Here is a 25,961-nt window from a genome sequence, read left to right as displayed (position 1 = left end):
TGCATATTTTTTGATAAAGCGTAACTTCATGGGAACACATTACCGACGGGTTTTACTTAAACTAAGCGGTGAAGCCTTGATGGGCAACATGGGCTATGGAATTGATCCAGAAGTGGTCAAAGAAATAGCACAAGAAGTAGCAGAAGTGGTAGCTACTGGTGTTCAAATTGCCATCGTCGTTGGCGGGGGTAATATATTTCGTGGCGTCAAAGCCGCGTCGGCGGGGATGGATAGGGCAACCGCTGACTACATCGGAATGATTGCCACGGTAATGAATGCCATGACTCTGCAAGACTCACTCGAACGAATCGGGGTACAAACACGAGTCCAAACCGCGATCGCCATGCAGGAATTAGCTGAACCCTATATTCGCCGTCGTGCCATCCGTCATCTAGAAAAAGGACGGGTGGTTATTTTTGGTGCGGGTTCTGGCAATCCTTTTTTCACTACTGATACAACTGCTGCTTTAAGAGCGGCAGAAATTGAAGCTGATGTGATTTTCAAAGCCACAAAAGTAGACGGAATCTACGACGCCGATCCACATATCTACCCTCAGGCCAAGCGCTACAATACTCTGACATATGGCCATGTTTTGGCTAAAGATTTGCGGGTAATGGACAGTACCGCGATAGCCTTATGTAAGGAGAATAATATCCCTATTCTCGTTTTTGACTTGACAGTGCGGGGTAATATCCGCCGAGCAGTCATGGGAGAATCGATCGGCACCCTTGTGGGAGGTTCTTGTGAAATTAGCTGAAGCTGAGAGTACGATGCAAAAGACTGTTGAGGCAACTCAACGAGCTTTTAACACAATTCGCACTGGTCGCGCTAACGCGAGTTTATTAGATAAGGTGACAGTAGAATACTACGGTACACCTACATCCCTAAAGTCTCTGGCAAACATTAGCACGCCGGATGCTACAACAATCATGATTCAGCCCTACGATCGCAGTACCTTGAATATGATTGAAAAGGCGATTTCGATGTCGGATGTGGGTTTAACCCCCAATAATGATGGTTCTGCAATCCGGCTAAATATTCCGCCCCTAACGAGCGATCGCCGTAAAGAATTGGTCAAAATTGCTGCGAAGTATGCCGAAGAAGGGCGCGTCGCAATTCGTAACATTCGCCGCGATGCTCTAGACACTATTCGCAAAATGGAAAAAAACTCAGAAATAACAGAAGATGAAGCACGCGATCAACAAGATAAACTACAAAAACTGACGGACAAATACACTGGCAAAATCAACGAACTACTAGCAGAAAAAGAAAAAGACATCACAACTGTCTAAAAATGGAGGATGAGAGGAGACTAGTGCTGTTGTGACTTAAAACTCTTAAAAAGGTAGCCACAACGTGATCGCGCTGTGACAAATTTTGATATACCTGTAGCACGCAGAGCATGGCTCCTAGTTGTGAAAAGTAATATCTGCTTAAATCTGATTGTACAAGAGTGAATAGTTGAGAGTTCAATTCGTTGCTCTCAGCTACTCATTCTTGTAGAAATTACGTAAAATTCCTCTAAAACTCTCTTTCCTCCGTGTTCTTTGCGTACTCTGCAGTTGATACTTCCGTAACTTATGCGTAATTCTTGTCTTGGTACATTAATTCCTCATAATGTTTTTCAACTTAAGGAACACACAGGAAAACACATTAGGCGCTTTGCCTTCCCGTAGGGGAGGAGCACAGAGTAATGGCAATCTAAACTACAAAAGCTGCAAAAATTTTTGTGAAATGTGAAAATATTTACTAAAACTTTGCAGAAAATTTGTAATCAGTATAATCAATGAATTGTAACTTAGTAGGGGTCAAGCCAGACAAGTAGCTGTTTTTATATGTACTCAAAATAATACATATAGACTACGAAAATATATGAAAAAACTAAGAATAAATTAGAGAACAATAACAAAGTCAAAAAAATAAACTATTAAAAATTTAGTTTTGAATGCCAAGATTTACGTAATGAACATTCTTAGTTATAAGTAAATACTTGAGACTAGTCAAACACAAAGCTGTGGAATTTTGCACAGTAGACACCAAAATCAAGTTAAATTGGTGAGACTGTCTAGCGGTAGAGTATAAAAATTCAACAATCATCAGGAGCAAAATTCAGCCATATGTACGACTGCATTATCGTCGGCGCGGGGCCAGCTGGTGGAACAGCTGCATATCACTTAGCAAAACGAGGACGCTCTGTATTAGTTTTGGAAAAAGAGTCTCTGCCAAGATATAAACCTTGTGGCGGTGGCGTGTCGCCAAGCATAGCTGAGTGGTTTGACTTTGACTTTAGCCCAGCAATTTCTATTAAAGCAAACACAATTCGCTGCACGTGGAAAATGGGCGATCCAGTGGAAGCTGAACTTAAAACTCCCGAACCAGTGTGGATGGTACGACGGGATGTTTTCGACCACTTCTTAATTCAGCAAGCCCAGAAACAAGGTGCAGAACTAAAAGACAATGTAGAAGTTACGGGTATTGAGTTTCAAAGCGATCGCTGGCAAGTAAATACTGCTAATGGTTCATTTACAGGTCGATATTTAATTGCTGCTGATGGTGCAAAAGGCCCAATGGCAAAATGGCTAGGCTTCAAAGAACGCAAACGCCGTTTAGCTGGAGCCTTAGAAGCAGAAGCACCAGCCCAGGTAGAAAACGGGCACATCGCCCACTTTGAATTTGGCATGGTGAAAAATGGCTACCTGTGGAACTTCCCGAAAGCAGATGGATACTCTATTGGTGTTGGTACTTTTATCGGTGGTGAACCACAAGACTTTAAGAAAATTTTGGATGAATATGGCAACTCGTTTGGGTTGGATGTGAAAACCTGCAAACAGTACGGACACGCCCTCTGCCTTTGGAATGGTGAGCAAAAGTTGCATACTGATAATGCGATTTTGGCAGGAGAAGCGGCTTGTGTTGTCGATCCGTTTACCGCAGAAGGTATTCGTCCTTCGATTTTTACTGGTTTAAAAGCAGCAGAGGCGATTGACAAAGCCGTCGGTGGCGATATCAATGCCCTAGAAAAATACTCTGAAGTCATCAATGAAGAATGGGGCACTGATATGGCTTGGGCACAAAAATTAGCCGGGCTGTTTTATCGTTTTCCTGGAGTTGGCTACAAAGTTGGTGTCAAGCGTCCCTCTGCACCTCAAATGATGGGTAAAATCCTGTGTGGAGAGTTGCGCTATGGGGATGTTGCCGGTCGTGCGATCAAGCGTTTAACTCCTTTTGGTGGTTAGTCATTAGTCAATGGTCATTTGTCATTTGTCATTTGCCGCCGACACCCTAGAAGGGTGCGGCTACACGTACTAAGTCCGCCTGTGCGGACTAGGTTACTTAGTACTGATGTCCTAAAAAGTAGGCATACTTTGTACGTATAGCTACGGTAGAAAATGTGAATATTAACTAATGACCATTGACTATTAATTAATGACTAAAATTCATGTTGTGGGAATTGGCTTAGATGGGGCAGCTGGGTTAACGGAAAAAGTCAGACAATTAGTTGAAAAAGCGACATTGCTTGTGGGCAGCGATCGCCACTTGAGTTATTTTCCCAATCACCCGGCTCAACGTCTAGTCCTCAAAGATTTTACTGAAGCAATTCAAGAAATCCGTCGCTTGTTGACAAACGGTAGTGAGGGCATTGTCGTTTTGGTTTCTGGAGATCCGTTATTTTTTGGTTTAGGACGGTTGCTGTCGTCGGAATTCTCCCCAGAAAAACTGACATTTCATCCGCATCTGAGTTCAGTACAGCTAGCTTTTAATCGCATTCAAGTTCCCTGGCAAGACGCCCGTGTCATCAGCGCACACGGGCGTTCTGTTGATGAATTAGTACAAGCGTTGCAGCAAGGAGTGGAGAAAATTGCCGTACTCACAGATGGCAAGAATACTCCGAGTGCGATCGCTCGCTTGGTAGAATCTTTAAATTTGCCCAGTCAATATCGATGTTGGGTTTGTGAAAATTTAGGTGGTAATGACGAACGCATTATAGAGACGGGAAATTTTGCATCTCTACAAAATCAGGATTTTGCCCACTTAAATATAGTGATATTTATACGTCAAGAGCATTATCAAGAGTTAGATTTGGAAAAATTACCCCACTTTGGGATACCAGATGATTGCTTTCTGTGTTTTAGCGATCGCCCTGGTTTAATGACAAAACGGGAAGTCCGCACTTTGGTTTTATCAGAACTAGCGCTGCGTCCCGGACAAGTTATCTGGGATATTGGCGCGGGGACTGGTTCTGTTTCGATTGAAATTGCCCGTTTATTCCCCACTTCTAAAGTTTATGCCATTGAAAAAACTGCTGCGGGTAGTTCATTAATTACACGTAATTGTGAACGTTTCCAAGTTAAAAATGTTATATCTATTCACGGCAAGGCACCAGAAGTATTGGAAAGTTTGGAAGGGAAATGCGATCGCATCTTTATTGGTGGTAGCGGTGGAAATTTAACTGCAATTCTTGATACTTGTACTAGTAGGTTAAATCCCAAAGGTGTGATAGTTCTGGCTTTGGCGACATTAGAACATCTCAACACTGCCTTATTGTGGTTCAAATCTCACTCTTGGGAGTATCAGTTATTGCAAGTACAGCTATCTCGCTCTGTACCAATAGGACAGCTAACGCGTTTTGCACCATTGAATCCAGTAACAATTGTTAATGCAAAGTGTCCAAGTTAGTTAGCTATATTAATTATATTGAGTATTTTGCACAATAGTGCCTATCTGAAAATAGGGACTAGAAGCTAGGGGCTAGGAGCTAGGGAAGAGAGTTTTCATCTATTTTTTATGCGAGCCAATCTGATGAAAGGCTGCCTTATTTTAAGGTAGACAAATCTTCGTGAACAACTGTCATTACATATAGTAGATGTTACAACAAGTAAAATTTTCATTACTTGTTGTAAATTTTTTTATGTCTAATTTGAAAATATATAAGCTTCATAATTGTCATAATTAACAGAGAAATAATTGATCCCTCTAATTTTTACCTGTTTTTTGTCAAGGATTTGATGTACTAAAAATATAAAATAGGTATAAATTCTATATTTCTTTTGATAGAAATCTACTAATTACTTGTGAAGAATTAAGACAGTTCTAGATATCAAATATTACTCTTGTAATAGTATGTTCAAAACTACACTATAAACGAGTTATTGTCTCTCTTTGCTTGGGGAATTCAGCTTAATAGAGAGGAGACAGATTATGAAAGTTGGTATCCCAAAGGAAGTTTACCCTGGTGAATGTCGCGTGGCAGCAACACCAGAGACAGCCAAGCATCTAATGAAGCTTGGCTTCGATGTGCTGATTGAGAAGAATGCGGGCGAAAGCGCAAATTTTACAAACGAAGCCTATACACAGGCTGAATGCAAAATTGTCCCAGATGCACCTACCCTCTGGGCAGAGGCAGATATTGTACTTAAAGTTCGTCCGCCACAGTTACACCCTGAGTTGGGAAAGGATGAAACTGAACTGCTAAGGGAGGGAGGGACATTAATCAGTTTTATATGGCCAGCCCAAAACCCCGATTTGCTGGAAAAATTGGCAGCGCGTAAGGCTACGGTGCTAGCAATGGATGCGGTGCCGCGTATCACTAGGGCACAAAAGATGGATGCTCTGAGTTCAATGGCAAATCTGGCTGGTTATCGAGCTGTAATAGAGGCTGCCAATCACTTTGGGCGCTTCTTTAACGGACAAATTACAGCAGCTGGAAAGGTGCCACCTGCAAAGGTATTAATTATTGGTGCTGGTGTAGCTGGATTGGCAGCGATCGGTACTGCCAGAAGCTTAGGTGCGATTGTTCGTGCTTTTGATACACGTCTTATAGTTAAGGAGCAGGTAGAGAGTTTAGGTGCAGAGTTCTTGGAACTCAACTTTGCAGAAGACGGTTCGGGTGAAGGCGGCTACGCCAAAGTCATGAGTGATGAATTTATCAAAGCTGAGATGGAGTTGTTCGCCGCTCAAGCCAAAGAAGTTGACATTATTATCACGACAGCACTAATCCCTGGGAAAAAAGCACCTGTACTAGTTACGCAGGAAATGGTTGAGAGTATGAAGGAGGGATCGGTAATCGTCGATCTCGCCGCAGAGCAAGGCGGTAATTGTGCCTGTACACACCCTGATGAAGTTTACCGTTATCAGGGAGTGACAATTGTAGGGCTTACCGATTTGCCTAGTCGTATGGCTCAACAGGCAAGCCAGCTTTACGGTACTAATCTTTACCATTTCCTCCAAGAAATAGGTGGAGCTAACAACTATAGAGTTGATTTTGAAAACGAGGTAATTCGAGGTGCTTTGGTAACTCACGCTGGGGACATTACTTGGCCGCCACCTAAGCCTGTGCTGAAAGATACGGAGACACGGAGACAAGAAGACAAAACGAAAGAGCCTACGGTTGTTGCTGCACCTTCAACTCCATCTGTTTTAGCCTCTCCAGTTTCCAGTTCTTCAAAAAGTAGCAGTGACTTATGGCTGGTTCTAGTTGGCTTGGCTCTCCTTGGTATTGGTATCAGCGCACCTCCTTCGTTTCTATCTCATTTCACTGTGTTTGTCCTTGCCTGCTTTGTTGGCTGGCAAGTAATCTGGAACGTCAAGCCTGCTCTGCATACGCCGCTAATGAGTGTCACCAATGCTATTAGCGGCATCATCATTATTGGTGGGATGCTCCAAATTTCTGGGGCATCAAGTTCATCGACTACCATCCTTGGTGCGATCGCTATCCTGGTTGGGACAATCAACATTTCCGGTGGCTTTTTAGTTACTCAACGTATGCTCAAGATGTTCCAAAAGTAAAAGAAAACTATGTTAAATAACCTACTGACGGTTGCATATATTGGGGCAAGTGCCTTATTCATTCTCAGCCTGGGGGGATTGTCCGATCAGGAAACGGCACGCAAAGGTAATATTTACGGCATCATCGGTATGCTGATTGCCTTCGTGGCAACTGCGCTCTCACTCAAGGCGAATGCATATGGTACCTTAGCTGCAGTTGTTATCCCAGGAGCCATTATTGGTGCCATCGTCGCTTCACGTGTAGCGATGACATCGATGCCAGAACTAGTGGCTATTTTACATAGCTTTGTTGGTGCTGCTGCAGTTTTGGTAGGCATTGCCAATTATCTGCAAGAGTCACAATCGCTCGCTGGGGCTGAGTCTACAATCCACCAAATTGAAATTTTTGTGGGTGTGTTTATTGGTGCTGTTACTTTTACAGGCTCGATAGTTGCCTTTGGGAAACTACGCGGCATTATTAGCAGCAAACCTTTACTTTTACCAGGAAGACACTTGCTCAACTTGGGCATGATTGGAGCTTCACTGTGGCTTGGTGCTCTATTCTTGGGAGCCGGAAATTTCAGCGGGCTGGAACCCTTGTTGTTGATGTGTGCGATCGCCTCAGTTTTGGGCGTTCACTTGGTGATGGCGATTGGCGGTGCTGATATGCCAGTTGTGATTTCAATGCTCAACAGCTACTCTGGATGGGCAGCCGCCGCCGCTGGCTTTATGTTATCGAACGATTTACTCATTATTACAGGTGCTTTGGTGGGTAGTAGTGGTGCGATCCTTAGCTACATCATGTGTAAAGCCATGAACCGTTCGTTTATCAGCGTGATTCTGGGAGGCTTTGGTGCAGAGGCAAGTACACCAGCCTTGGAGAGCGATCGCCCTGTAGGTGAAATCGCCAAAACCACGACAGAGGAAACCATTGAACTGTTACGTGGTGCTAAGAGTGCGATCATTGTTCCTGGCTACGGTATGGCAGTAGCTCAAGCCCAGCACGCTGTCTCAGAACTTACCAAGCAGTTACGCGATCGCGGTGTACAAGTTCGGTTTGGCATTCATCCGGTAGCCGGGCGTATGCCGGGACACATGAATGTGCTTCTAGCTGAGGCTAAGGTGCCTTACGACATCGTATTAGAGATGGATGAGATTAACGAGGACTTTCCAAAAACGGATGTTGTATTGGTAATTGGTGCTAACGATACTGTTAACCCCAGTGCTTTAGAAAATCCCAATAGTCCGATTGCCGGGATGCCAGTGCTGGAAGTTTGGAAGGCTGGTACTGTTGTGGTGATGAAGCGCAGTATGGCTAGTGGCTACGCTGGAGTTGAAAATCCCCTGTTTTATAAAGAAAATACGCGGATGCTGTTTGGCGATGCGAGAAAAAATTTGGATGCGATCGTTGGGAAATTTGCACAGAGTGAGGAGAGTGTAGATGTGCCTCAACCAGGAAAGGTGGTATGGTCAACATAGATCTGGATGATTAACAGCAATAAAGACTAAATCTATTCCTCCTGTGGTGGGTGCCAGCCAGCAAAAACCCAGGCTTGTCTGACAGTTACAGCGTAAGCATTATTGAGTTGAAGTGCAACAACAGTTGCTCGACCACAAGCAGTAATACCTACGATGTATGCTCCATCTTCACTCCAGCTAAAATGTCGTGACCATTTCTGCTGACGGGGATTAAAAAGCTTAATCTTACGATTTGTAACTGGGTCTTGTCCATGGGTTTGAATACCTTTGAAAGCGTTGCATAGCCTACAGGCAAGCCAAAGGTTTTCTTCATCGTCAGTCCCACCCACCGCTTTTGGGATAAATATGATCAATCTCCAAAATCCCCAAAACGTACTTCTGAAGACTGCGACAATAGCCACATTGATTTTTAGCTTGTGTTCTAATCCGTGTCCGAACTTCCTCTGAAATTTGACTGGAACTCACAAACTCAGCGATTCCTGTAAATGCTAACAATCCAGCAGCTAAAGCTCCTCCTATACCAACACCACCACCAATTCCTCCAAACCCAATAAATCCATCACTAACATCAGTGATTGAGAGTTTAATTTGTTCGCTAAAATTTGTGTTTACTTGTGTGTCTAATTTTTGAAAGTCTGTTTGAATGGCATTTAATTGATATTCAATCTTTTATCTAAAATTTTAAGTGATTCTTTCAAAATTAGGTCTTTCAGTTTTTTGTTCCCCCATTCATCTACTTCCACCGATAAGTCTCTAATAAATTGGTTTGTATAATCTTGTATTAGTTGTTTTTGGCTGAAAAGATGACTATGTTCAGAAGACCATAATTTACTTTTACTACCCATGCGATCGCTCTCCCCTTCAGAACTTAAACTTTTAAATAGTGCCGATTTCAACACTTCTGAATTTAATAACATCCCAGATACCAATCAAACCATAACCGCTTTACCAGCACCACCCGAACAACTTGCATACGAAAATTTAAGCGAAAAATTACATTTCTTTTCGCTGCGTGACCAGCTAATATTTATGTTCAAACCAGCATTACGTAAAGAGTACGAAGCTTACGTAAGTCAACAAGCTGGTAATGTCGGTTACAGAACATTAGTTCCAAAGAACTTACAGCAAGCTTCGGACTTAACAGTTGCAAACCTCTATTACTACTTCAAAATTCGGGATGAATCAGAAATCGAGCGAGCAGAAATAATGGAGGCATTAGCAATATAAGTGCTATCAATTTTCACTAAAACGGGGATTCTCCAACTTATCTAGCAATGTAGTCGCATTATTCTTAAAACTTACGCAAAATCTCTCTAATATCCTCTTGACTCCGTGCCCTCCGCGTCCTCTGCGGTTTATTATTCCATAACTCGTGCATAAGTCCTGACTATTTCTCAACTGGCGTATCAGGTAGATTCCCCCACTCATTCCAAGAGCCATCATAATTGCGTACATTCTCGTAGCCTAGCAAATACTTTAAAACAAACCAAGTATGTGCAGAACGCGCCCCAATTGCACAGTATGTTAGCACTGCCTTATCGGTGGTAATACCTTTATTAATATACAAAGCATACAGTTCATCAGCTGATTTAAAGGTATTATCTTCATTCAAGGCTGATTCATAAAAAATATGGACTGCACCCGGAATATGTCCTGCTCGCTGAGTTCCTTGTGGTGGCTGCATGGTAAATAATTCACCAGAGTACTCTTGAGGTGTACGCACATCTACTAAAAGGCAGTCTGACTTACCAATTGCTGTTTGTACTTCATCTCGCAGGGCACGTATACCTGAATTGAGATTTTGAATTTTATACTTAGTTGCTGCGATCGCAGGAATTTCAGTTGTCAGAGAGCCTCCTTGGGCAATCCATTTCTGGCGATCGCCATTCATTATCCGTACATCTTGATGTCCGAGTGCTTTCAGGAACCAAAAGCCCCAAGGAGCACCAACATTATGATTGCCATAAATAATCACGGTTGTGTCATTGGCTATACCCGATCGCGCGAGCAATTCTTCTAACGCTCCTTGATCAAAATTGACACGGTAATCAGGCTGCAAGATTGTCGTCAAACCATTCCAGAACACAGCACCGGGAATATGTCCGGATTCGTAAGCTTTGGTATCAATATCTACTTCTAGAAGACGCACTTTAGGATCATGTAAATGTTCAGCAACCCATTGCATATCTGCGAGAACTTCCGGATGGGCATAACTTGACAATGACATCAGGTTTACTCCTTGCTCTGTAACTGTGATGAGGCTAGAGTAAAATTAATTTCCTAAGTGCGCCTAGTCCTCGAACGAGTACATTTTGCAGTAGCAATGATGGCAAACACTTTACAGTCTTTATTTCAAGAAATCGCCCACGCTCGTGATGAGCAAGACTTACGACTGCAAGTCATGGTTAAAGTTGGTGAGTATTTTGCTGCTCAACGTTGGGGACTTTTCTTTTTCAATCAACTCCCAGCCCCTACACGTCTTCAGGGCATCTTGCAATTAGCTGCATCAGTAGAACATAATCCTGTCTTGCGCTACTTAGTTGAACACCATGCTCCAGTTCACGAAGAATTGTTGTTATCTGCCCCCATGTGGAAAATTATATGCCCGCGCGCTGACCACGGTCATGTGATGGTCGGGCCAATTGTAAGCAACGGGCAACTTATTGGTGGAGTTGGCTTTACCCGCATTCGGGGTAATCCTGCTTTTAATGCTAAGGATCTAGCTGATTTGAGCGCTTTTTGCTTGCATCTGTCAACCTGGTTAACAGCGATACGGTTGCAATCCACAGAATGGAATTCTTTGGATATGAATCGTTTAACACCCCGTGAACTTCAAATTGCTGAACTAGTGGCACACGGGCTGACAAATGCTGAAATTGGCGCATCTCTTTGGATTACAGAAAATTCTGTTAAGCAAGCTTTAAAACGGATGTTTCGCAAGCTTGATGTTTCGTCTCGTGCCCAGCTTGTAGGAAGGCTTTTCTCAAACACATTGTAATTACCTAGTCACGCTGGTAAGAATTTCCTGTGCCCGTTCAATATTATTCCGTACAGACTGTGCCGAAATATGGAGCGCTGCTGTCTCTTCATCGGTGAGATTTAATTCCAACACATCTGCAATTCCACCACATCCCAAGCGACAAGGTACGCCAATAAAAACATCGTTCAAGCCGTACTCACCTTGAAGATAGGCTGCTACAGGTAATAAACGCGACTGGTTGAGCAGAATCGATTCCACCATTACGCACGTAGCTGAGGCTGGGGCAAAAAATGCACCACCTGTTTGCATTAGTTCCACAATTTCTGCGCCACCGTTGCGGGTACGTTCTACCAAACGTTCAATTGTGGCTGCATCTAATAATTCTGTAACTGGAATGCCGTTGACGGTAGCGAAACGCGGAATTGGAACCATTAAATCACCGTGGCTGCCCATTACCATTGCTTTAACATCACTAGGCAAAACTCCCAATTCCATCGCAATGAAGGTTTCAAAGCGTGCCGAGTCTAACACGCCTGCCATACCCATAACGCGATCGCGTGGTAATCCTATTGCTTGCCAAGCTAAATAAGTCATTACATCCAAGGGATTGGTGACGATAATAAATATGGCATCAGGAGAGTAAGCGATCGCGTTTTTGGCTGCTTCTACGACTATCTTGGCATTTGTCCGCAGTAAATCATCTCGACTCATGCCTGGTTTACGGGGAAAGCCTGCCGTAATCACCACAATATCCGAACCAGTTGTATCGGCATAGTTGTTGGTGCCAATAATCTTGCGGTTATGTAGTTCAATTCCCCTTGCCTCCAACAAATCTAGTGCCAGCCCTTGGGGCATTCCCTGAACAATATCCAACAAAACCACATCGGCTAGATTTTTTTCGGCGATGCGTTGGGCAAGGGTACTGCCTACTCTACCAGCACCGATCACGGTAACGCGGGGTGAATGACACAAAAGTGGGGAGGAAGGGGAAGAATACATAATCTTATTTTTAAACTCTACTTAAACTCTTCAAGTTGATCTAAACGCAACCATATATTGGGTGTTGGTACTAGCCCGAATTTCACAAAGGCATAATCACCTTTGATATCTACAACTTCACCTTTACTATCAAACAGATAGGAAGGAAAGCGAGTATCGCTAGCTTGTGCTTCTATACTGTTTTCCAGCTTTTCGCGATTAACACGAACTGTGTCTCCTCTTTTGATAGGCATGAATTCCCCTCTTGGATTTACTAATTTGCTTTTATACAGGATTCTATCTTGTATCTAGTCTCTATTGAGCTAGGAATTAGTTTTGCTTTATTTAATTGGGGAATACTTAATATAAATGAACAGAGGATAGATAGTAAAAGGCAATTTCTATCTGGTCTAGGAATGGGAATATTACATTTAATTATGGTTGTCTACCTGATAATTTTGTCCTGCCTTTAAGATAATTTCATCATCTATTTGATAGATTTTAAATTCTTCCAAATCTTAAATGGCAAGTATTAGTAAATTCAAAATTATAAGCAAAAAACACAGAATTTAGAGTTCAGATCCAGAATCTCCTCAAAAATAAATGTATATGCTAACTGTTAGTAGTTTGTGACTAGTCCTTAGTAATTATCAACTACTATATTACTAAACATACTAAATATTAGCTATCAGTTATTAACTACTAAACATCAATCACCAACTACTTTCAGTGTATTAAATAGTTATACTAAATTGCCACTAATAGCTGCAAACAGTTTCAATTTTTAACTTTTACAGCAGATTTCAAGTTGATGAGGTACAAACTTTAGTTTCAAAGTCATAGCCTATTTTACTTATGGCTCCTAGCTCCTGACTTCTGCTGTAATTTGGAATTCCCTATTTTTGGCACTGGTTGCAAAAATGACTAGAACGTCCAGCTAGTCTAATCCGTTGGATCGGTGTACTACAAACACGACAAGGTTCGCCAGCGCGGTTATAAACCCAAGCCACGCCGCCATAATTGCCGTTTACGCCCTTAACGTTTAAAAAATTGCTAAAAGTTGTTCCACCAGCTTCAATACTAGTTGCTAAGACTTTGACGATCGCTGCTTGCAATCGCTCTATTTGCTCTCGCTGCAAATCTGTACACAAAGTTTCTGGTAATATGCCACTGAGAAATAAGGCTTCGTCAGCATAGATATTACCTAATCCCGCAACGATAGACTGATCTAGCAGTGCGGTTTTGATGGGACGGCGACTTTTTTGTAGTTTATTTGCTAAATAATCAACTGTAAAATCAGGTGAGAAGGGATCTGCTGCTAGTTTTGCTAAACCAGTAATCACGCTTTCCGGTTTTTTATCAGGTGGAACCCACCACATTTGACCAAAGGTACGTTGATCGACAAAGCGCAATTCCCACCCATCCTCAAAGAATAACCTGACTCGTGTGTGTTTGTGTAGAGGCTCATCGCGATGCAACCATAGCAATTGACCAGTCATTCGCAGGTGAACGCCGAGGAAGCCAACAGGAGTGGGAGCAGAGGAGAGGGGGGCAGGGGGAGAGAGTTCGGCGAGGAGGTATTTGCCACGACGATGCCAAGTAGCGATCACGCTTCCCTGAATGCCAGTTACAAAATCATCCACTGAATGCGGGTAGGCGATCGTGCGATGCAACAGCGCATCTGTACCTACAATTTTTTGGTTTAGGGTTAATTGATTTAGCCCCCGTCGAACTGTTTCTACTTCAGGCAATTCAGGCATTTGAGTTGATTTTGGTAGATGACTAGATCGGGAGTAGTGAGTAGTGGATAGAAGCCTTAACTCCTTACCTGCTACTCCTTACTCCCGAAATTGACTTTACCAGGTGGTTATTGACTTTGCTAGCCGCCCAAGCGTGTTTTCAAACTTAAGGATTGCAGTTCAAAGTCTGAAGCTACACACACAAAGCCTGCCTTTACAGACTCAAAGTATGATTTTTATGTAGAGTTTGCGCTGGCACACTCAGTTAGTGTAGCCTCTCCCTTGGGGGTGTTGGAGGTTTGAAAACAGCCCTACTACTTTATTTTTTCGGTTTTGCTTTAGGTGCTTCAACCTCTACTAACTCATCTTGGGCAAAGTTGTTGGTGTTGACACCGGCATAATTTACCTTCTCAAATCTGACAATCACGGGATATCTGCTAGTGCCGCCTTGCTCGATAGACGCCACTGTTCCTACATCCTGAAACCAGTAGGACTCTGGGCGGAGAATACGTACTTTAGATCCACGTTGAACCATAAGTTTTTCCCTTTTTGTTATCAATTGCCAATGTGTAAAGGCTAATTGATTTCACTGTACAGCTAGAAGGTCGTTTGCAGCCCATTTGTTAAGTTATTTGACTGAGTGATGTTGATCTACCCTTCTCAAACAATCACTCAATTTTTCGCCTAGAGACTGTACGTTAGCTCTGACTATGTTATTGTGATCACCTGGAATCGCGTGAACCTCCACTTCAGCTAGTTCTCTCCAACCTAACGAGCGATCGCCTTCCAGCCACCAAATCTGCTCATTGCTCCGGAAAAGGGTTACTTTGCCAGAATATGCCTGTGGGTGATATTTCCTAACAGCTTGCTGTTGAGTGATAAATAGAGCATCCTCTAATAAGTTTGAGTTGTATTCCAAAGATACATGGGCATATGGTGATTCTGCACCAATATTATCCAAACCGAACTTTTTGTTAATTTTCTGAAGGCGTTGCTGTATCGCCATAAATAAGTAGTTCAGCTTCTGTTTTGGTTCGTCGAGTTGCCAAAAGTTATGCCAATGGCGAGCAATCCATTGACGGAATGATAATTCGTGGAAATAAACTGAACTACAAGTATCAAACAACGCTAACAGAGCTACCTTTTCCCCTTGCGCAACCAATTGCTGTGCCATCTCGAAAGCGATTGTACCCCCAGCAGAGTAGCCAGCTAGTAAATAAGGCCCTTCTGATTGGATGGTACGGATCTCTTTTATGTAGTCAGATGCCATATCTTCAATTTTGGTTTGGAAAGGTTGCTTCCCATCTAAGCCAAAGGGTTGCAAGGCATAAACTGGCTGATCTGCATCTAAATAACAAGCTAAGTTGTGGAAGACAATAATATTACCATCCGCACCATGTACGCAGAATACGGGCGCTTTCTTACCATTGGGTTTAATCGCCACTAAAGGTTGCCAGAGTGCTTGTGATTCTTTCTGCTGGAGAATATCAGCCAGTTTTTCTACTGTCGGTGCTTGCAAAAATGTCGATAGGGGAAGCCTTGTGCCAAATTTCTGCTCGATTTGTGCTAATAGACGCAAAGCAACCAATGAATGCCCGCCTAAATCAAAGAAATTGTCTGTGACTCCTATCGGGTGAATGCCTAAACTCTCTTCCCAAATTTGTGTTAACTGAAGTTCTAAGCGATCGCGTGGTGCTAAAAAGTCTGTTGCTAGTTCGGGACGATTTTGTTCTGGTGCTGGTAGGGCGCGACGATCTACCTTGCCGTTGGCTGTTAGCGGTAGAGAATTTAGGATTACCAACGCTGATGGCACCATGTAATCTGGTAGCGTCTGCTTGAGAAAGTCACGGAGTTCGCTAATTGTAGGTGTTTGCTCCCGATTAGGGACAAAATAGGCGACTAAGCACTTATCACCCGACATATACTCGCGGGCTATCACTACACTTGCCTGCACGCCAGGATGTTGTAATAGCTTTGCCTCGATTTCTTCTAACTCAATGCGAAAACCGCGAATTTTTACTTGATGGTCAATCCTACCGACATATTCGATGTTACCGTCGCTTAAGTAACGTGCCAAGTCTCCAGTTTTGTACAGACGTTCTGACGAGTTAAAAGGGTTGGGAATGAATTTTTGTGCTGTTAATTCTGGACGATTAAAATAACCTCGCGCCAACCCAACACCACCAATGTACAATTCGCCGACTTTTCCAATAGGCACAGGTTGTAAATCAGAGTCTAGGATGTAAATATTGGTGTTAGCAATGGGGCGACCAATAGGAGCGGTGATATAGTTTGTATGGCGCTGACACGTCCAGAATGTAGCATCGATAGAAGCTTCTGTAGGGCCGTAGCAATTATGCAGAACATTATCTAGATTTAAACGAGCAAAGAAGCGTTCCACGAGTTCGATTGGTAAAGCTTCGCCACCACAGGTAATGTGTTTTAAGTTTTGACAATTCTCAATATCTTTCTCCTCTAGCAATACACGCAGCATTGAGGGAACCATTGCCAAGACAGTAATTTGCTGTTGGATGATTGTCTGAATTAAGTAAACACTATCGTGATGTCCGCCTGGACGAGGCAATACTAACTGCGCTCCAAAGCATAACGGCCAAAATATCTGCCAAACAGAGGGATCAAAGCTAAACGATATAGTTTGCAGAACTTTATCTGTGTTGGTTAATTCAAAGGTTGTTTGTCGCCAGCGCAGTTGATTGCTGATACCACGGTGGGAAATCATTACACCCTTTGGTTGTCCTGTAGAACCAGAAGTATAAATAACGTAGATAAGGTGATCCGGGGTTGTCCAATTTACAGGATTATCTTGACTGTTGTGAGCGATCGCTTCCCAATCTGAGTCCAAACAAACCAGATGTGCTTCATTAGCTGTTAAATTCTCTCTTAATTTTTCTTGAGTGAGGATCAATGGTATTTTGGTGTCTTCCAAAATAAAGGCTAACCGTTCCGGAGGATATGCTGGATCTAAGGGCACGTAAGTACCTCCAGCCTTAAGTACTCCCAAAATTGCTACTATCATCTCTACGGAACGATCCACGCAAATACCAACCAATACCTCAGGAGCAACTCCCAAAGTACGTAAGTAGTGCGCTAGTTGGTTTGCTCTTTGGTTTAGTTGCCTGTAGGTAAGTTGTTCCTCTACGCCAGAAGCCAGGTTATGAGCGTCTAAAAATACCGCGATCGCTCCAGGAGATTTTTCTACCTGTGCCTCAAACATTTGATGAATGCATACATCTTTGATGTCATCAGTTTGGCTGTTATTAGTCTTCTGTGCTATCAAAGTATTTATCTGTATTTTCAATTCTTGGGATAAATTTTTGTTTTTAAACTGCATTTGTAGAAATAATAAAATTACAGTTTTTGGACTAAGCGCTAACAAATTTTACTGTGAGATGGGCATTACTCACTTATATCTCAAATCTTTATCACTTAGGCTTTGACGAGGAGTACTCACTCTATATTTCGTGGATTCATCATGTTAAAACTGCTATAATAATGTCAACTTTAATGATTACTTATTTAGCTTATGTCACTTCATCAACCATTGATTAGTTTTGGTGTATGAATGGGCACGAAAAAGTCATCTTTGTGTGCTTCTCAGATGGTGAATTAGCAGAATTTTCTATTGTCAATTTTTCTCTTGCCAAAGCTAATGCTTGATAAGCAGTATTTAGCTTGATTTTATCTTTCATATTTTTCTCAAAACGCTGTAAATAAGCTTCTAAATATCTAATACGTAAATGTAGATTGTTTGCATTCATCAGAAAGGGTAAATCGGCTTCAACCATAAAACGTATAGCTATGAGGGGAACAGGGCTACGAAGTGGATAGAAATCTTGATTGTATAGTCCCCTCGTTTCTGTATGCTTGTGAAATTCTCCTATCATTAGCCCTTCTTCAACAAAGAATGGTTTGAGTTTTTGTTGAATGTTATCAATCAGCGTGGCAGCATCGTTGCTCTCGATATCCGGAAAAATAAGTAAAAAAGCTTTATTAATGCCAACATCTCTATCTTGCGGCTCCATTTGCAGAAATATATCTCGATAGTCTTTAACTATATCTTCAACTTGTTGTGGCTGTAGGTTTTTAGCACGAATAACTGCTAGACGAATGCTATTTGACTTGAGTGAGTGAGGAACAAAAGGACACACAACACCACTTCTACCTAAATCAGGATGGGGTTTTGCCAAAAAAGTTTTAACCCAATCCATAACTTCAATTAAATAAGGAATATCTTGCTGAATTATGTCAATTTCGAGGGGTGTATAAAGCTGCATAACATAGTTTAAAACTGTGTATGCTAATTGATATTAAAGATTTTTACGTAATATTTTGTGAAGTTATCACTACCCTAGTAAATATAACTATGAAGCTTTTGTAAAAATTATACATATTAAATTTTTTGTGAGGCTAGTAATTACATCTATAAAGCTTCTATAAAATTTATACTGTATTGGGAACTAAATGAATTGTGCCTGTATTGCTCAAACTATTGAAAAATAGTTATCTATATGATTATGAATCACAATGACAGTAGAATAAATACCCAAATAAAAATCTTGTGATGTCATAATTTAGGCAAAGTGTCCATAATTTGCCGTGCAATTCATTCAGCCCAGCTAATTTCATGGCGTGAAAAAATTTTGCGTAATGCCAAAACCCCTGTAGAGACGCGATATATCGCGTCTCTACATCCTGATTTATATCGCTCAATAATCACTGCGTCCCAGTGTCCCTGTTTCCTCTTCATCCCCTAGCTTCAAAAAGTGGTAAAAACCTCCTTGACAAAATCTTTATTTATGAAATACGCTCGATTCGCTAACATTAATGTTCAAAGTCGCCCTCCTTATGCTTTTGCTAGAACAAACACACTTCCCTCGTTGCCCCTGCCAATCCGCAAATCACTATCTAGATAAGTAATATCCAACCATCCCTGTTGTTCATTACTGTTAAGAGGAAAATCAACAGCGGTAAATTTCTGCCCAGCTTCAATTTGTTGGATAAAAGTTGTTGAAGACTTATAGCTAATCAAGCGCTGTAAGCCAATTATCGATCGCTCAAATTTTACTTGCACACGACGTTCTGAAACTGGTTCAAATTTCGCAGCAACGCTAACTATACCTTCGAGTAAAGGCAATCCATAAATCTCGGCTATGTTGTAAACGCTATTAGTTTGGACGCGGATACACTGGTAAATTTCTCCAAGTTTGCATAAAGGAAAGCGGTCGAGGTTCAACAGAGCTTTGCTAGTAGTGTAAAGTAGTCGCCAATTGCCATCGAGCAAATCGCTAGCTTCAAGTGGACGTGGTGTCGGGTTAAAGTCTTCCAAATTGGCGATCGTGACTAAGATAGCTTTTTTATCTTGCTCAGTTGCTAAAAGCCCCCGATTTTTGCCAGCAATTGCTTCTAAAAGAGCCGCTTTTGCGATCATCACCTGTTACCTCAAACAGTATTATTTTCATTAAACAATCAGGAAGATGTTGCGAGCTCATTTATGTTGTCATGCTAATACGTGCATGACCTAAGTCTTTGGTGTTGTGATTAGGAAAATCACGAAAATTTCCGTCGGATTTAGAAAGAAATTAGTTGAATGATTAACTACTATCTTGCGTATCCAGTGATAGACTCTTAATGTCTATATACAATACCCCTTCTTTTCTTCGTCAGATATGCTGAATTCTCCATTACGTGAACAGCCCCGCAACCAGCGTGCCGCTGTTATACCATTAAAGCAAGAGTCCTCACTTTTAGATTGGTTACAGGCTAGCGGTCGTCTGATCGCGCGTGATAATCATGAACAGGATTTTTCTGAAGAAAATGAAGAAGAAATTACCGAATTTCTGGGTGGTGAGGATGGAATTGGTGATTATGACTTTGATGACGATGATGACATCGTTCCAGACGAAGATTAACCAACAAAAAGCTCAAGAACTGCTATTTTAACTAAATCCCAAGTGTCTAACTGTACAAGTGTGGAGTGAGGGGAAACATACCGTGGACGCTAAAGTGTCTTCCGATCAGGGGCTAAACATTTCTGGTATAGGCCTAGTTTCTTTACTAGGTGTAGGCTTAACTACTGCTGCACTCGTTTTAGATGGAACAGCGAATCGGTTGCCTTGGCACAGTAATTCGCTGACCTTACCGTTGTTGTCCTGTGCTGCAATTTCAGCAGCAACAGGTTTTTTTGTAGTGCCAATGCTACAAGCACTTAAAACGGGGCAAATAATCCGTGAAGATGGCCCTCAAGCCCATCTGAAAAAAGCGGGTACACCTACAATGGGTGGTATATTTTTTATTCCAGTAGCAGTAATCGTTGCTTGTATATTGTCTAATTTTAATACGCAGGTACTGGCTGTTTCTATATTAACACTGAGTTATGGGTTAATTGGTTGGCTAGACGACTGGCAGATTTTACGTCGCAAGTCCAATAAAGGTATCTCTCCACGGACAAAACTAGCTCTCCAGGTTAGTTTTGCGGCTTTATTCTGTCTATGGTTAATGTTTAATCAGCCTTCTAATATTACAAATATTGCTTTACCTTTTGGTTTATCTATACCTTTAGGCTTTTTATTTTGGCCTCTCGCTGGGTTTGTACTGGTAGCAGAAAGTAACGCCACTAATTTAACAGACGGGATCGATGGTTTAGCAGGAGGAACGGTAGCGATCGCCTTACTAGCATTAGGTGCGCTTGTTGCTCCGACTTCTCAGGGAATGATGATTTTCTGTGCTGCTGTGAGCGGTAGTTGCTTGGGATTTTTGGCACACAATCGCAATCCTGCCCGTGTTTTTATGGGTGATACTGGTTCTTTGGCACTGGGAGGTGCTTTGGCAGCAGTGGGGTTGGTAACTAACAGCTTGGTTGCACTATTTATTCTCAGCGGTATCTTCTTTGTAGAAACTCTTTCTGTCATGGCACAGGTAAGCTACTACAAAGCAACTAAAGGCCCAGATGGCAAAGGAAAGCGTCTATTTAAAATGGCTCCTTTGCACCACCATTTGGAGCTTTCTGGTTGGTCAGAACTGCAAGTTGTTGCTGCTTTCTACCTGATTAATAGTATTTTGGCTGCGATCTGTTTGGCAATTGCTTAATTTTGATTTTTTAACAGTTTAGGTTGCTGGTACTTAGATAGCTGCCCAGTTTTATTACTGTTCTCTTCAGTACCTAATTCTAAGAGCGGCTGTAAATTGGCAGTAAAGCATAAAAAAGGTGAAGGAAAAAGGAGAAATATCCTTTTTCCTTTTTCCTATTAATTCTAAACCTGATGCTTATTTATTAATATTAGCTCTAGCATCCTTGACTGCGGCCAAGAAAAATAATCCTGTCAGTGGAATGCTTAATGCCAAGATAATTGCAGTGGTTTGGTTGCCTAAATCTGGTTGTCCGGAAGTAAGTTCAAAAACTGAACCAACTGCTGCGATCGCTGCTATGCACGAACAAGCAAGAAACAAGCCGCTCTTTGGAGTCATTGTATTCACAAGCACACCACCCTATGCGATCGGTTTGACAGTTTGATAAGAGAAGCCATGCTTGGATAGCTCCTGCGCCAAAGCCAAAGAATTTTCTACACGATCTACAAACACCACGCCATTGAGGTGATCCATTTCGTGCTGAATACAGCGTCCAAGTAGTTCTCCAGCCTTCAACGTTTTGGGACGTCCATGCTCATCTTTATAGGATATTTCTACAACCTGGGGGCGCTTCACATCCATATAAATCCCCGGAATACTCAAACACCCTTCTTGAGCAACGCAAATGTCACGACTAACCTGTTTAATAATTGGGTTAATCAGCACCAATGGGGGATTAGCTGGGTTATCTGGTTCAATATCAATGACAATTATTTGTTTGTTAATTCCCACTTGGGGTGCAGCCAAACCAATACCATCCTGGCTATACATGGTTTGTAGCATTTCCCGTGCCAGCTTGCGGATTTCATCATCTACTTTTGCAACACGCTTGGCTGCTTGGCGCAGAACGCGATCGCCTAGATAATGCAGCTCCAAGGGCGGATTTTTTAACTTTTTCTTCTCAACAGCAATTTCCAGAGACATGCTCTTTTAACTCACCTAATATGGATTGGAAATGATTCCGCTTTAATTTAATTTTAGCAACCAGGAAGATATGCAAATTCATATTTTGGGAATTGGGTGCTGGTGATTGGGGATTAGGTACTAGTGATTGGGTATCGGGGATTAGTGAAGTTTTTCTCCCCTGCTTTTTTCTCATCTCTAGTCCCTAGCCTAAGCGCCCCTATTTGTCTGCTTTACCCATTAGAGAGTATAAAAAGTGTAATTATTTTGCGCCGAGAAGACGTGAAGTTTTATTGTCTTGTGTCAATTTTAAGTCTTGGTGAGGCTGTGGTGTGTTGAAAATTCTTACAAAACTAGATTACTTGCTCAAAGAAACTTGGATTGGTTTGCGACGTGGTGGCTGGATGAACTGGGCTGCGATCAGTACTGTGACGGTGTTACTATTTTTATTCGGCTTGAGTTTGCAAAGTTCTTGGCAAGTAGAAAAACTGCTCTACCAATTCGGCAGCCAATTAGAAGTATCAGTTTATCTCGATTCGAGTGCGCGAGCAGAAAGCATTGAACCACTAGTAGCGAGAATGCCAGAAGTCGCAGACACCAAGATTATCACTAAAGAGCAAGCTTGGAGTAGGTTAGTTAAGGAACTGGGAATTTCTAATATCGAAGCTGCTACTCAGCAGTTGGGGGAAAATCCTCTCGTAGATGAATTAAAGGTGAAGGCGCGTAACTCTGAGGTGGTGTCAACTTTGGCGACACAATTAGCGAAGTTGCGGGGCGTGGATGCAGTGCAGTATGTGGATGAAGCTGTCAAGCATATCGCCCAATTGCATCAAAGTTTGAATTGGATGACACTAACTATTACTATCATTCTGACTTCCAGCGCGATCGCTGTCACCTCTACCACTATTGGATTGATAGTTATGGCACGACGCCAAGAAATTGAAATCTTGCAACTGGTAGGAGCTACTTCTACTTGGATTTATCTACCGTTTATCCTCCAAGGAATTACTTTTGGTGTAGTTGGTGGAGCGATCGCTTGGGGGTGCATCAGTCTGATTCAGCAATTTCTTGGTAATGTATTAGCTAATCAGCCAGAATTTATTAAATTTATTACTAACGGTTTGCAACTAACTCCTTTGCAAACTCTATTATTACCTCTGATTCTTCTGAATTTTGGTGCAACAGTGGGATTGATTGGGAGTTTATTTGCTGTACGGCGATTTGCTAAAAGTTAGTTATTGGTCATTAGTCATTTGTCTTTTGTGATTAACCAATCATAAATGACAAAGGTCAAAGAACAAAAGTTACTATGAAATCTCAATGGGAATGTTTGCTGCAAAATCTTGGTGAATGGCAAGGCTCATTCACTCGTGTGTCTCCCCAAGGTGAAATTTTAGAAGATACACCTAGCATTGTTTGTTTGGAAGGGCTGAACGACAACCAGACAATTCGTCAGACAATTCGTTTGGGCACAGATAAAAAGATTCTAGAATACAGTTCTCTAGGAAGAGGTGTACTGTTTTTTCAAAATGGAGCTTTTTCTCAAGGTTCAATTCAGTTAGCACCTTTTTCTGAATTTGGGGCAGAACTAGGTTTAATTGATGAAAATAGTCGCTTGCGCCTCGTACAGTTGTTTGATAAGAATGGTCAGCTAAACCAATTTACCCTGATTCGCGAATATCTAGCCGGAAGCCCAAAACCAGAACACCCATCTGTAAGCGTAGAAGCTTTGTTGGGAGAATGGCATGGTGAAGCAGTAACAATATATCCAGACTGGCGATCGCCTGATACTTACTCCACAACTTTGAAATTACAACTTGATGATGCTGGCAAACTAGTTCAAAGTCTATTTTTTGATAGTAAAACGATAACTTCTTCTGCTGTCATTGAGGGTTCTATACTGAAATTTGACCAAGATCCACACAAGCAGGTACAAGTTTTGCTGCTACCCGATGGTGCTTCTGCCACTTCTCCCCTCAAAGTGCAATTGCGTCAAGCTTTTGTGTTGGAAGTTGGTTGGTTAATCAAGCCAAATTTGCGTCAAAGAATGGTTCGCAGCTACAACGACAAAGGAGAATGGGTAAGTCTGACTTTGGTAACAGAACGTCGAGTCAGTTCTGTATAAAACCCCAGTACTCATTATCATGGCGTTGAATAGCAATGTTCACTTCCCAATATACGAATTGAGTAAATAAACACCACCTATAATTATTCTTCTCTCTGCGCTCTCTGCATCTCTGTGGTTAATTAAATCAAAGAACACCTTTGCTGCAACGCTTTATCAAGTAACTCTTGATAGTCTTCATCATTGACTCGATAAGCCCCAAACCTCTCCAAATGGGGATTCATCATTTGAGCATCAAACATCACAAATTTCCTCTCCCGCAACCTTTCCACCAGCTTTACCATTGCTACCTTGGAACCTTCAGGAATGCGGTAAAACATCGATTCTCCAATAAAAATACCATTAATTGCAATTCCTAAAATTCCCCCAGCCAGTTCATCATCCTGCCAAGTTTCAAAACTATACGCCCAACCTGCTTGGTAAAGATCCCAGTATATCTGTTTCAACTCTGGTGAAATCCAAGTTAACTCTCGTTGAGCACAACCCTCGACAACAGCTTGAAAGTCGCGGTTAATAGCCACTGCAAACCGCTGTTGATTAAGGACACGCCGCAGTGATTTTGGGTAGCGGAATCGTTCGTCTAAAGGAATGAGAGTGCGATCGCGACTTCCATACCAACCCAAGACGTTATCCTCGTCAGCCATGAGAAAATAGCCTTGAGCGTAGCCTTGAACTATAGAGGCAATATCATATTGCATAAATAAGCCACAAATCAAAAAAGCCTCTGATGCGGGCAATTTGATGCTAGCAGTTGTTATTTGCTACTAGTGTGCATTTTGGCGGAAGTGGTTCTATATTAATCCCTATCAGGGATTAAAAAATCAAAGATTGAAAGAAAAAAGATAAAAAACATGACTGAACCAATCCCACCCATTACCCTACCACCACCAAAAAATCCAGAGCTTGAGGGCGAATGGTTGCGACAACGGTTGCATAGGTGGCTCGATGAAGAGTTTCTCCCAGAAATTATCAATCAAAAGATTGCCGAACGGGCAGCACAGATTTTTGTTCGGCAAAGAATGGAAGGAGAAAACGATCTGGGTTCTCTGGTAATCGCGATCGTCACAGAGATGCAGTCGTTTGATTTTTCCAAAAGCTTCTATGGAGAATTTGCGATCGCCAACGCCGTCAGCGATCTACTTTTAGACAGTTTGGGAATTGATCGGTGTTGCGGTCAATAATTTTTGTTAATGGCTAATGGTTAATCGCAATTAACAATTAGCAATTAACAATTAACTACCAACTAGATTTAACAACTCCGGGTAAAAGCCCTTCGTGTGCCCATTCCCGCAAAACGTTCCGAGACAAACCAAAGTCACGGTAAACACCTCTGGAACGACCGGTTACCCAACAACGGTTGCGGCGGCGGCTGGGTGCACTGTTGCGTGGTAGTTGTTGAATTTGGCGATGAATCTCCAACTTGTCAATTGGATCTTCTGTTTTGCGGAATTCTTCCAGCAAAGCTTCTCTTTTTGCCGCATATTTAGTTATCATCTTGGCGCGTTTTTTCTCGCGCTCAATCATGCTCTTTTTGGCCATGCTTTGTAATTTGATTTAAGACAGCATTTTCCATTCTATCGGATCGAATTGGTTAGTGGTTAGTAGGGGCGGGTTTTGTTGATAATCTTGCCGTTCAAACTGATAATTTATCTTTTAAACTCGCACGGCAGTCGCTACAACGCTCTTAACCCGACGCCAGGTGCTACAACGGGGGGAACCCCCAAGGGCGCACTGACTCCGCAAGGGTGCGCTGCCTCCCGTACAGCAATTTTTGTAGGGTGGGCACTGCCTAACTTTCCTTAAATCCTTATTTTTACGTTGTGGACAGTACCCACCTTACGGTTAC

Annotated in this window: 26 protein-coding genes; 13 read left to right on the top strand and 13 right to left on the bottom strand. The window is 42.1% G+C overall.

What is annotated here, in order from left to right; genetic code table 11:
• The first annotated feature begins 28 nt into the window (after positions 1-28).
• From pyrH to pntB, 6 genes are all read left to right on the top strand, one after another.
• The gene (pyrH, locus tag UYC_RS0114315) at positions 29-757 is read left to right on the top strand and encodes a UMP kinase (RefSeq protein ID WP_016878446.1); all 729 of its coding nucleotides are present in this window, start codon (positions 29-31) and stop codon (positions 755-757) included.
• Positions 744-1,292, top strand: coding sequence for a ribosome recycling factor (gene frr, locus UYC_RS0114310; RefSeq protein ID WP_016878445.1), 549 nt, complete (start codon positions 744-746; stop codon positions 1,290-1,292). The genes pyrH and frr overlap by 14 nt, the downstream gene beginning before the upstream one ends.
• 825 nt (positions 1,293-2,117) lie before the next feature.
• The gene (locus UYC_RS0114305) at positions 2,118-3,236 is read left to right on the top strand and encodes a geranylgeranyl reductase family protein (protein WP_016878444.1); all 1,119 of its coding nucleotides are present in this window, start codon (positions 2,118-2,120) and stop codon (positions 3,234-3,236) included.
• 190 nt (positions 3,237-3,426) lie between these two features.
• Positions 3,427-4,677: a precorrin-6y C5,15-methyltransferase (decarboxylating) subunit CbiE gene (cbiE, locus tag UYC_RS0114300; protein WP_016878443.1), complete on the top strand. Its 1,251-nt coding sequence runs from the start codon at positions 3,427-3,429 to the stop codon at positions 4,675-4,677.
• 522 nt (positions 4,678-5,199) lie between these two features.
• Complete coding sequence (gene pntA, locus UYC_RS0114295; RefSeq protein WP_016878442.1) at positions 5,200-6,786, top strand: Re/Si-specific NAD(P)(+) transhydrogenase subunit alpha; 1,587 nt, start codon at positions 5,200-5,202, stop codon at positions 6,784-6,786.
• A gap of 9 nt (positions 6,787-6,795) precedes the next feature.
• Positions 6,796-8,244 (top strand): Re/Si-specific NAD(P)(+) transhydrogenase subunit beta, encoded by a 1,449-nt coding sequence (gene pntB, locus UYC_RS0114290; RefSeq protein ID WP_016878441.1) that lies wholly within the window; start codon positions 6,796-6,798, stop codon positions 8,242-8,244.
• Between the two features lie 32 nt (positions 8,245-8,276).
• Here pntB and UYC_RS35545 read toward each other — a convergent pair whose 3' ends face one another.
• Positions 8,277-8,645, bottom strand: coding sequence for an HNH endonuclease (locus UYC_RS35545; RefSeq protein WP_235083165.1), 369 nt, complete (start codon positions 8,643-8,645; stop codon positions 8,277-8,279).
• 442 nt (positions 8,646-9,087) lie between these two features.
• On the opposite strand from UYC_RS35545, the gene UYC_RS0114275 reads away from it, so the two are divergent.
• Positions 9,088-9,471, top strand: a complete 384-nt coding sequence (locus UYC_RS0114275; RefSeq protein WP_016878439.1) for a hypothetical protein — start codon at positions 9,088-9,090, stop codon at positions 9,469-9,471.
• Between the two features lie 160 nt (positions 9,472-9,631).
• On the opposite strand, the gene UYC_RS0114270 is transcribed toward UYC_RS0114275, so the two are convergent.
• Complete coding sequence (locus tag UYC_RS0114270; protein ID WP_016878438.1) at positions 9,632-10,471, bottom strand: sulfurtransferase; 840 nt, start codon at positions 10,469-10,471, stop codon at positions 9,632-9,634.
• Between the two features lie 99 nt (positions 10,472-10,570).
• On the opposite strand from UYC_RS0114270, the gene UYC_RS0114265 reads away from it, so the two are divergent.
• Complete coding sequence (locus UYC_RS0114265) at positions 10,571-11,242, top strand: helix-turn-helix transcriptional regulator (protein WP_016878437.1); 672 nt, start codon at positions 10,571-10,573, stop codon at positions 11,240-11,242.
• On the opposite strand, the gene mdh is transcribed toward UYC_RS0114265, so the two are convergent.
• The 7 genes from mdh to UYC_RS0114230 all read right to left on the bottom strand — a co-directional run bounded on the left by mdh (position 11,243) and on the right by UYC_RS0114230 (position 19,390).
• Positions 11,243-12,223, bottom strand: coding sequence for a malate dehydrogenase (gene mdh / locus UYC_RS0114260; RefSeq protein ID WP_016878436.1), 981 nt, complete (start codon positions 12,221-12,223; stop codon positions 11,243-11,245).
• 17 nt (positions 12,224-12,240) lie between these two features.
• Positions 12,241-12,456 (bottom strand): NAD(P)H-quinone oxidoreductase subunit O, encoded by a 216-nt coding sequence (gene ndhO, locus UYC_RS0114255; protein WP_016878435.1) that lies wholly within the window; start codon positions 12,454-12,456, stop codon positions 12,241-12,243.
• Positions 12,457-13,098: 642 nt separating this feature from the next.
• Positions 13,099-13,962, bottom strand: a complete 864-nt coding sequence (locus UYC_RS0114250) for a DNA-formamidopyrimidine glycosylase (protein ID WP_016878434.1) — start codon at positions 13,960-13,962, stop codon at positions 13,099-13,101.
• A 298-nt stretch (positions 13,963-14,260) separates the two neighbouring features.
• Positions 14,261-14,476 carry a photosystem I reaction center subunit IV gene (locus tag UYC_RS0114245; RefSeq protein WP_016878433.1) on the bottom strand — a complete coding sequence of 72 codons (216 nt, stop codon included), beginning with the start codon at positions 14,474-14,476 and terminating at the stop codon, positions 14,261-14,263.
• Between the two features lie 93 nt (positions 14,477-14,569).
• Positions 14,570-17,293: a non-ribosomal peptide synthetase gene (locus UYC_RS0114240; protein WP_235083164.1), complete on the bottom strand. Its 2,724-nt coding sequence runs from the start codon at positions 17,291-17,293 to the stop codon at positions 14,570-14,572.
• Positions 17,294-17,507: 214 nt separating this feature from the next.
• Complete coding sequence (locus tag UYC_RS0114235) at positions 17,508-18,236, bottom strand: DUF6875 domain-containing protein (protein WP_016878431.1); 729 nt, start codon at positions 18,234-18,236, stop codon at positions 17,508-17,510.
• 569 nt (positions 18,237-18,805) lie between these two features.
• Positions 18,806-19,390: a PAP/fibrillin family protein gene (locus UYC_RS0114230; RefSeq protein WP_016878430.1), complete on the bottom strand. Its 585-nt coding sequence runs from the start codon at positions 19,388-19,390 to the stop codon at positions 18,806-18,808.
• Between the two features lie 238 nt (positions 19,391-19,628).
• Between UYC_RS0114230 and UYC_RS0114225 the strand changes: the two genes are divergently transcribed.
• The gene (locus UYC_RS0114225; protein ID WP_016878429.1) at positions 19,629-19,871 is read left to right on the top strand and encodes a DUF3134 domain-containing protein; all 243 of its coding nucleotides are present in this window, start codon (positions 19,629-19,631) and stop codon (positions 19,869-19,871) included.
• An 82-nt stretch (positions 19,872-19,953) separates the two neighbouring features.
• Entirely contained in the window at positions 19,954-21,048 is a 1,095-nt protein-coding gene (gene mraY / locus UYC_RS0114220; RefSeq protein WP_016878428.1) for a phospho-N-acetylmuramoyl-pentapeptide-transferase, read from the top strand.
• A gap of 177 nt (positions 21,049-21,225) precedes the next feature.
• Here mraY and UYC_RS39495 read toward each other — a convergent pair whose 3' ends face one another.
• Both UYC_RS39495 and def read right to left on the bottom strand, forming a co-directional pair.
• Positions 21,226-21,426, bottom strand: a complete 201-nt coding sequence (locus UYC_RS39495) for a hypothetical protein (protein WP_016878427.1) — start codon at positions 21,424-21,426, stop codon at positions 21,226-21,228.
• Between the two features lie 21 nt (positions 21,427-21,447).
• Entirely contained in the window at positions 21,448-22,011 is a 564-nt protein-coding gene (gene def, locus UYC_RS0114210; RefSeq protein WP_016878426.1) for a peptide deformylase, read from the bottom strand.
• Positions 22,012-22,322: 311 nt separating this feature from the next.
• Between def and UYC_RS0114205 the strand changes: the two genes are divergently transcribed.
• Both UYC_RS0114205 and UYC_RS0114200 read left to right on the top strand, forming a co-directional pair.
• Complete coding sequence (locus UYC_RS0114205; protein ID WP_016878425.1) at positions 22,323-23,225, top strand: cell division protein FtsX; 903 nt, start codon at positions 22,323-22,325, stop codon at positions 23,223-23,225.
• A gap of 74 nt (positions 23,226-23,299) precedes the next feature.
• Positions 23,300-24,115, top strand: coding sequence for a DUF3598 family protein (locus UYC_RS0114200; RefSeq protein ID WP_016878424.1), 816 nt, complete (start codon positions 23,300-23,302; stop codon positions 24,113-24,115).
• A gap of 122 nt (positions 24,116-24,237) precedes the next feature.
• Here the strand turns inward: UYC_RS0114200 and aat are convergent, their stop codons facing one another.
• Positions 24,238-24,813, bottom strand: a complete 576-nt coding sequence (gene aat / locus UYC_RS0114195) for a leucyl/phenylalanyl-tRNA--protein transferase (protein ID WP_016878423.1) — start codon at positions 24,811-24,813, stop codon at positions 24,238-24,240.
• 153 nt (positions 24,814-24,966) lie between these two features.
• Here aat and UYC_RS0114190 point away from each other — a divergent pair, with 153 nt between their 5' ends.
• On the top strand, positions 24,967-25,296 hold the full coding sequence (locus tag UYC_RS0114190) for a hypothetical protein (RefSeq protein WP_016878422.1): 330 nt from the start codon (positions 24,967-24,969) through the stop codon (positions 25,294-25,296).
• A gap of 55 nt (positions 25,297-25,351) precedes the next feature.
• Here the strand turns inward: UYC_RS0114190 and rpsN are convergent, their stop codons facing one another.
• Complete coding sequence (rpsN, locus tag UYC_RS0114185; RefSeq protein WP_016878421.1) at positions 25,352-25,654, bottom strand: 30S ribosomal protein S14; 303 nt, start codon at positions 25,652-25,654, stop codon at positions 25,352-25,354.
• Positions 25,655-25,961 lie beyond the last annotated feature (307 nt).

Source organism: Chlorogloeopsis fritschii PCC 6912, from assembly GCF_000317285.1.
Lineage (GTDB): Bacteria > Cyanobacteriota > Cyanobacteriia > Cyanobacteriales > Nostocaceae > Chlorogloeopsis > Chlorogloeopsis fritschii.
Note: the sequence above shows the minus strand (reverse complement) of the source record. Positions and strands in the feature narration are given on the sequence as shown.

What these genes read in the sequence shown, in the direction of transcription:
- UYC_RS0114200 (WP_016878424.1), top strand. Translation starts at nt 23,300, where the DNA reads ATGAAATCTCAATGGGAATGTTTGCTGCAAAATCTTGGTGAATGGCAA.
- pntB (WP_016878441.1), top strand. Translation starts at nt 6,796, where the DNA reads ATGTTAAATAACCTACTGACGGTTGCATATATTGGGGCAAGTGCCTTA.
- UYC_RS0114190 (WP_016878422.1), top strand. Translation starts at nt 24,967, where the DNA reads ATGACTGAACCAATCCCACCCATTACCCTACCACCACCAAAAAATCCA.
- UYC_RS0114250 (WP_016878434.1), bottom strand. Translation starts at nt 13,962, where the DNA reads ATGCCTGAATTGCCTGAAGTAGAAACAGTTCGACGGGGGCTAAATCAA.
- ndhO (WP_016878435.1), bottom strand. Translation starts at nt 12,456, where the DNA reads ATGCCTATCAAAAGAGGAGACACAGTTCGTGTTAATCGCGAAAAGCTG.
- UYC_RS0114245 (WP_016878433.1), bottom strand. Translation starts at nt 14,476, where the DNA reads ATGGTTCAACGTGGATCTAAAGTACGTATTCTCCGCCCAGAGTCCTAC.
- rpsN (WP_016878421.1), bottom strand. Translation starts at nt 25,654, where the DNA reads ATGGCCAAAAAGAGCATGATTGAGCGCGAGAAAAAACGCGCCAAGATG.
- UYC_RS0114265 (WP_016878437.1), top strand. Translation starts at nt 10,571, where the DNA reads ATGGCAAACACTTTACAGTCTTTATTTCAAGAAATCGCCCACGCTCGT.
- UYC_RS0114225 (WP_016878429.1), top strand. Translation starts at nt 19,629, where the DNA reads ATGCTGAATTCTCCATTACGTGAACAGCCCCGCAACCAGCGTGCCGCT.
- UYC_RS0114275 (WP_016878439.1), top strand. Translation starts at nt 9,088, where the DNA reads ATGCGATCGCTCTCCCCTTCAGAACTTAAACTTTTAAATAGTGCCGAT.
- pntA (WP_016878442.1), top strand. Translation starts at nt 5,200, where the DNA reads ATGAAAGTTGGTATCCCAAAGGAAGTTTACCCTGGTGAATGTCGCGTG.
- UYC_RS0114235 (WP_016878431.1), bottom strand. Translation starts at nt 18,236, where the DNA reads ATGCAGCTTTATACACCCCTCGAAATTGACATAATTCAGCAAGATATT.
- cbiE (WP_016878443.1), top strand. Translation starts at nt 3,427, where the DNA reads ATGACTAAAATTCATGTTGTGGGAATTGGCTTAGATGGGGCAGCTGGG.
- def (WP_016878426.1), bottom strand. Translation starts at nt 22,011, where the DNA reads ATGTCTCTGGAAATTGCTGTTGAGAAGAAAAAGTTAAAAAATCCGCCC.
- UYC_RS0114230 (WP_016878430.1), bottom strand. Translation starts at nt 19,390, where the DNA reads ATGATCGCAAAAGCGGCTCTTTTAGAAGCAATTGCTGGCAAAAATCGG.
- mdh (WP_016878436.1), bottom strand. Translation starts at nt 12,223, where the DNA reads ATGTATTCTTCCCCTTCCTCCCCACTTTTGTGTCATTCACCCCGCGTT.
- aat (WP_016878423.1), bottom strand. Translation starts at nt 24,813, where the DNA reads ATGCAATATGATATTGCCTCTATAGTTCAAGGCTACGCTCAAGGCTAT.
- UYC_RS0114305 (WP_016878444.1), top strand. Translation starts at nt 2,118, where the DNA reads ATGTACGACTGCATTATCGTCGGCGCGGGGCCAGCTGGTGGAACAGCT.
- UYC_RS39495 (WP_016878427.1), bottom strand. Translation starts at nt 21,426, where the DNA reads ATGACTCCAAAGAGCGGCTTGTTTCTTGCTTGTTCGTGCATAGCAGCG.
- pyrH (WP_016878446.1), top strand. Translation starts at nt 29, where the DNA reads ATGGGAACACATTACCGACGGGTTTTACTTAAACTAAGCGGTGAAGCC.
- UYC_RS0114240 (WP_235083164.1), bottom strand. Translation starts at nt 17,293, where the DNA reads ATGCAGTTTAAAAACAAAAATTTATCCCAAGAATTGAAAATACAGATA.
- UYC_RS0114270 (WP_016878438.1), bottom strand. Translation starts at nt 10,471, where the DNA reads ATGTCATTGTCAAGTTATGCCCATCCGGAAGTTCTCGCAGATATGCAA.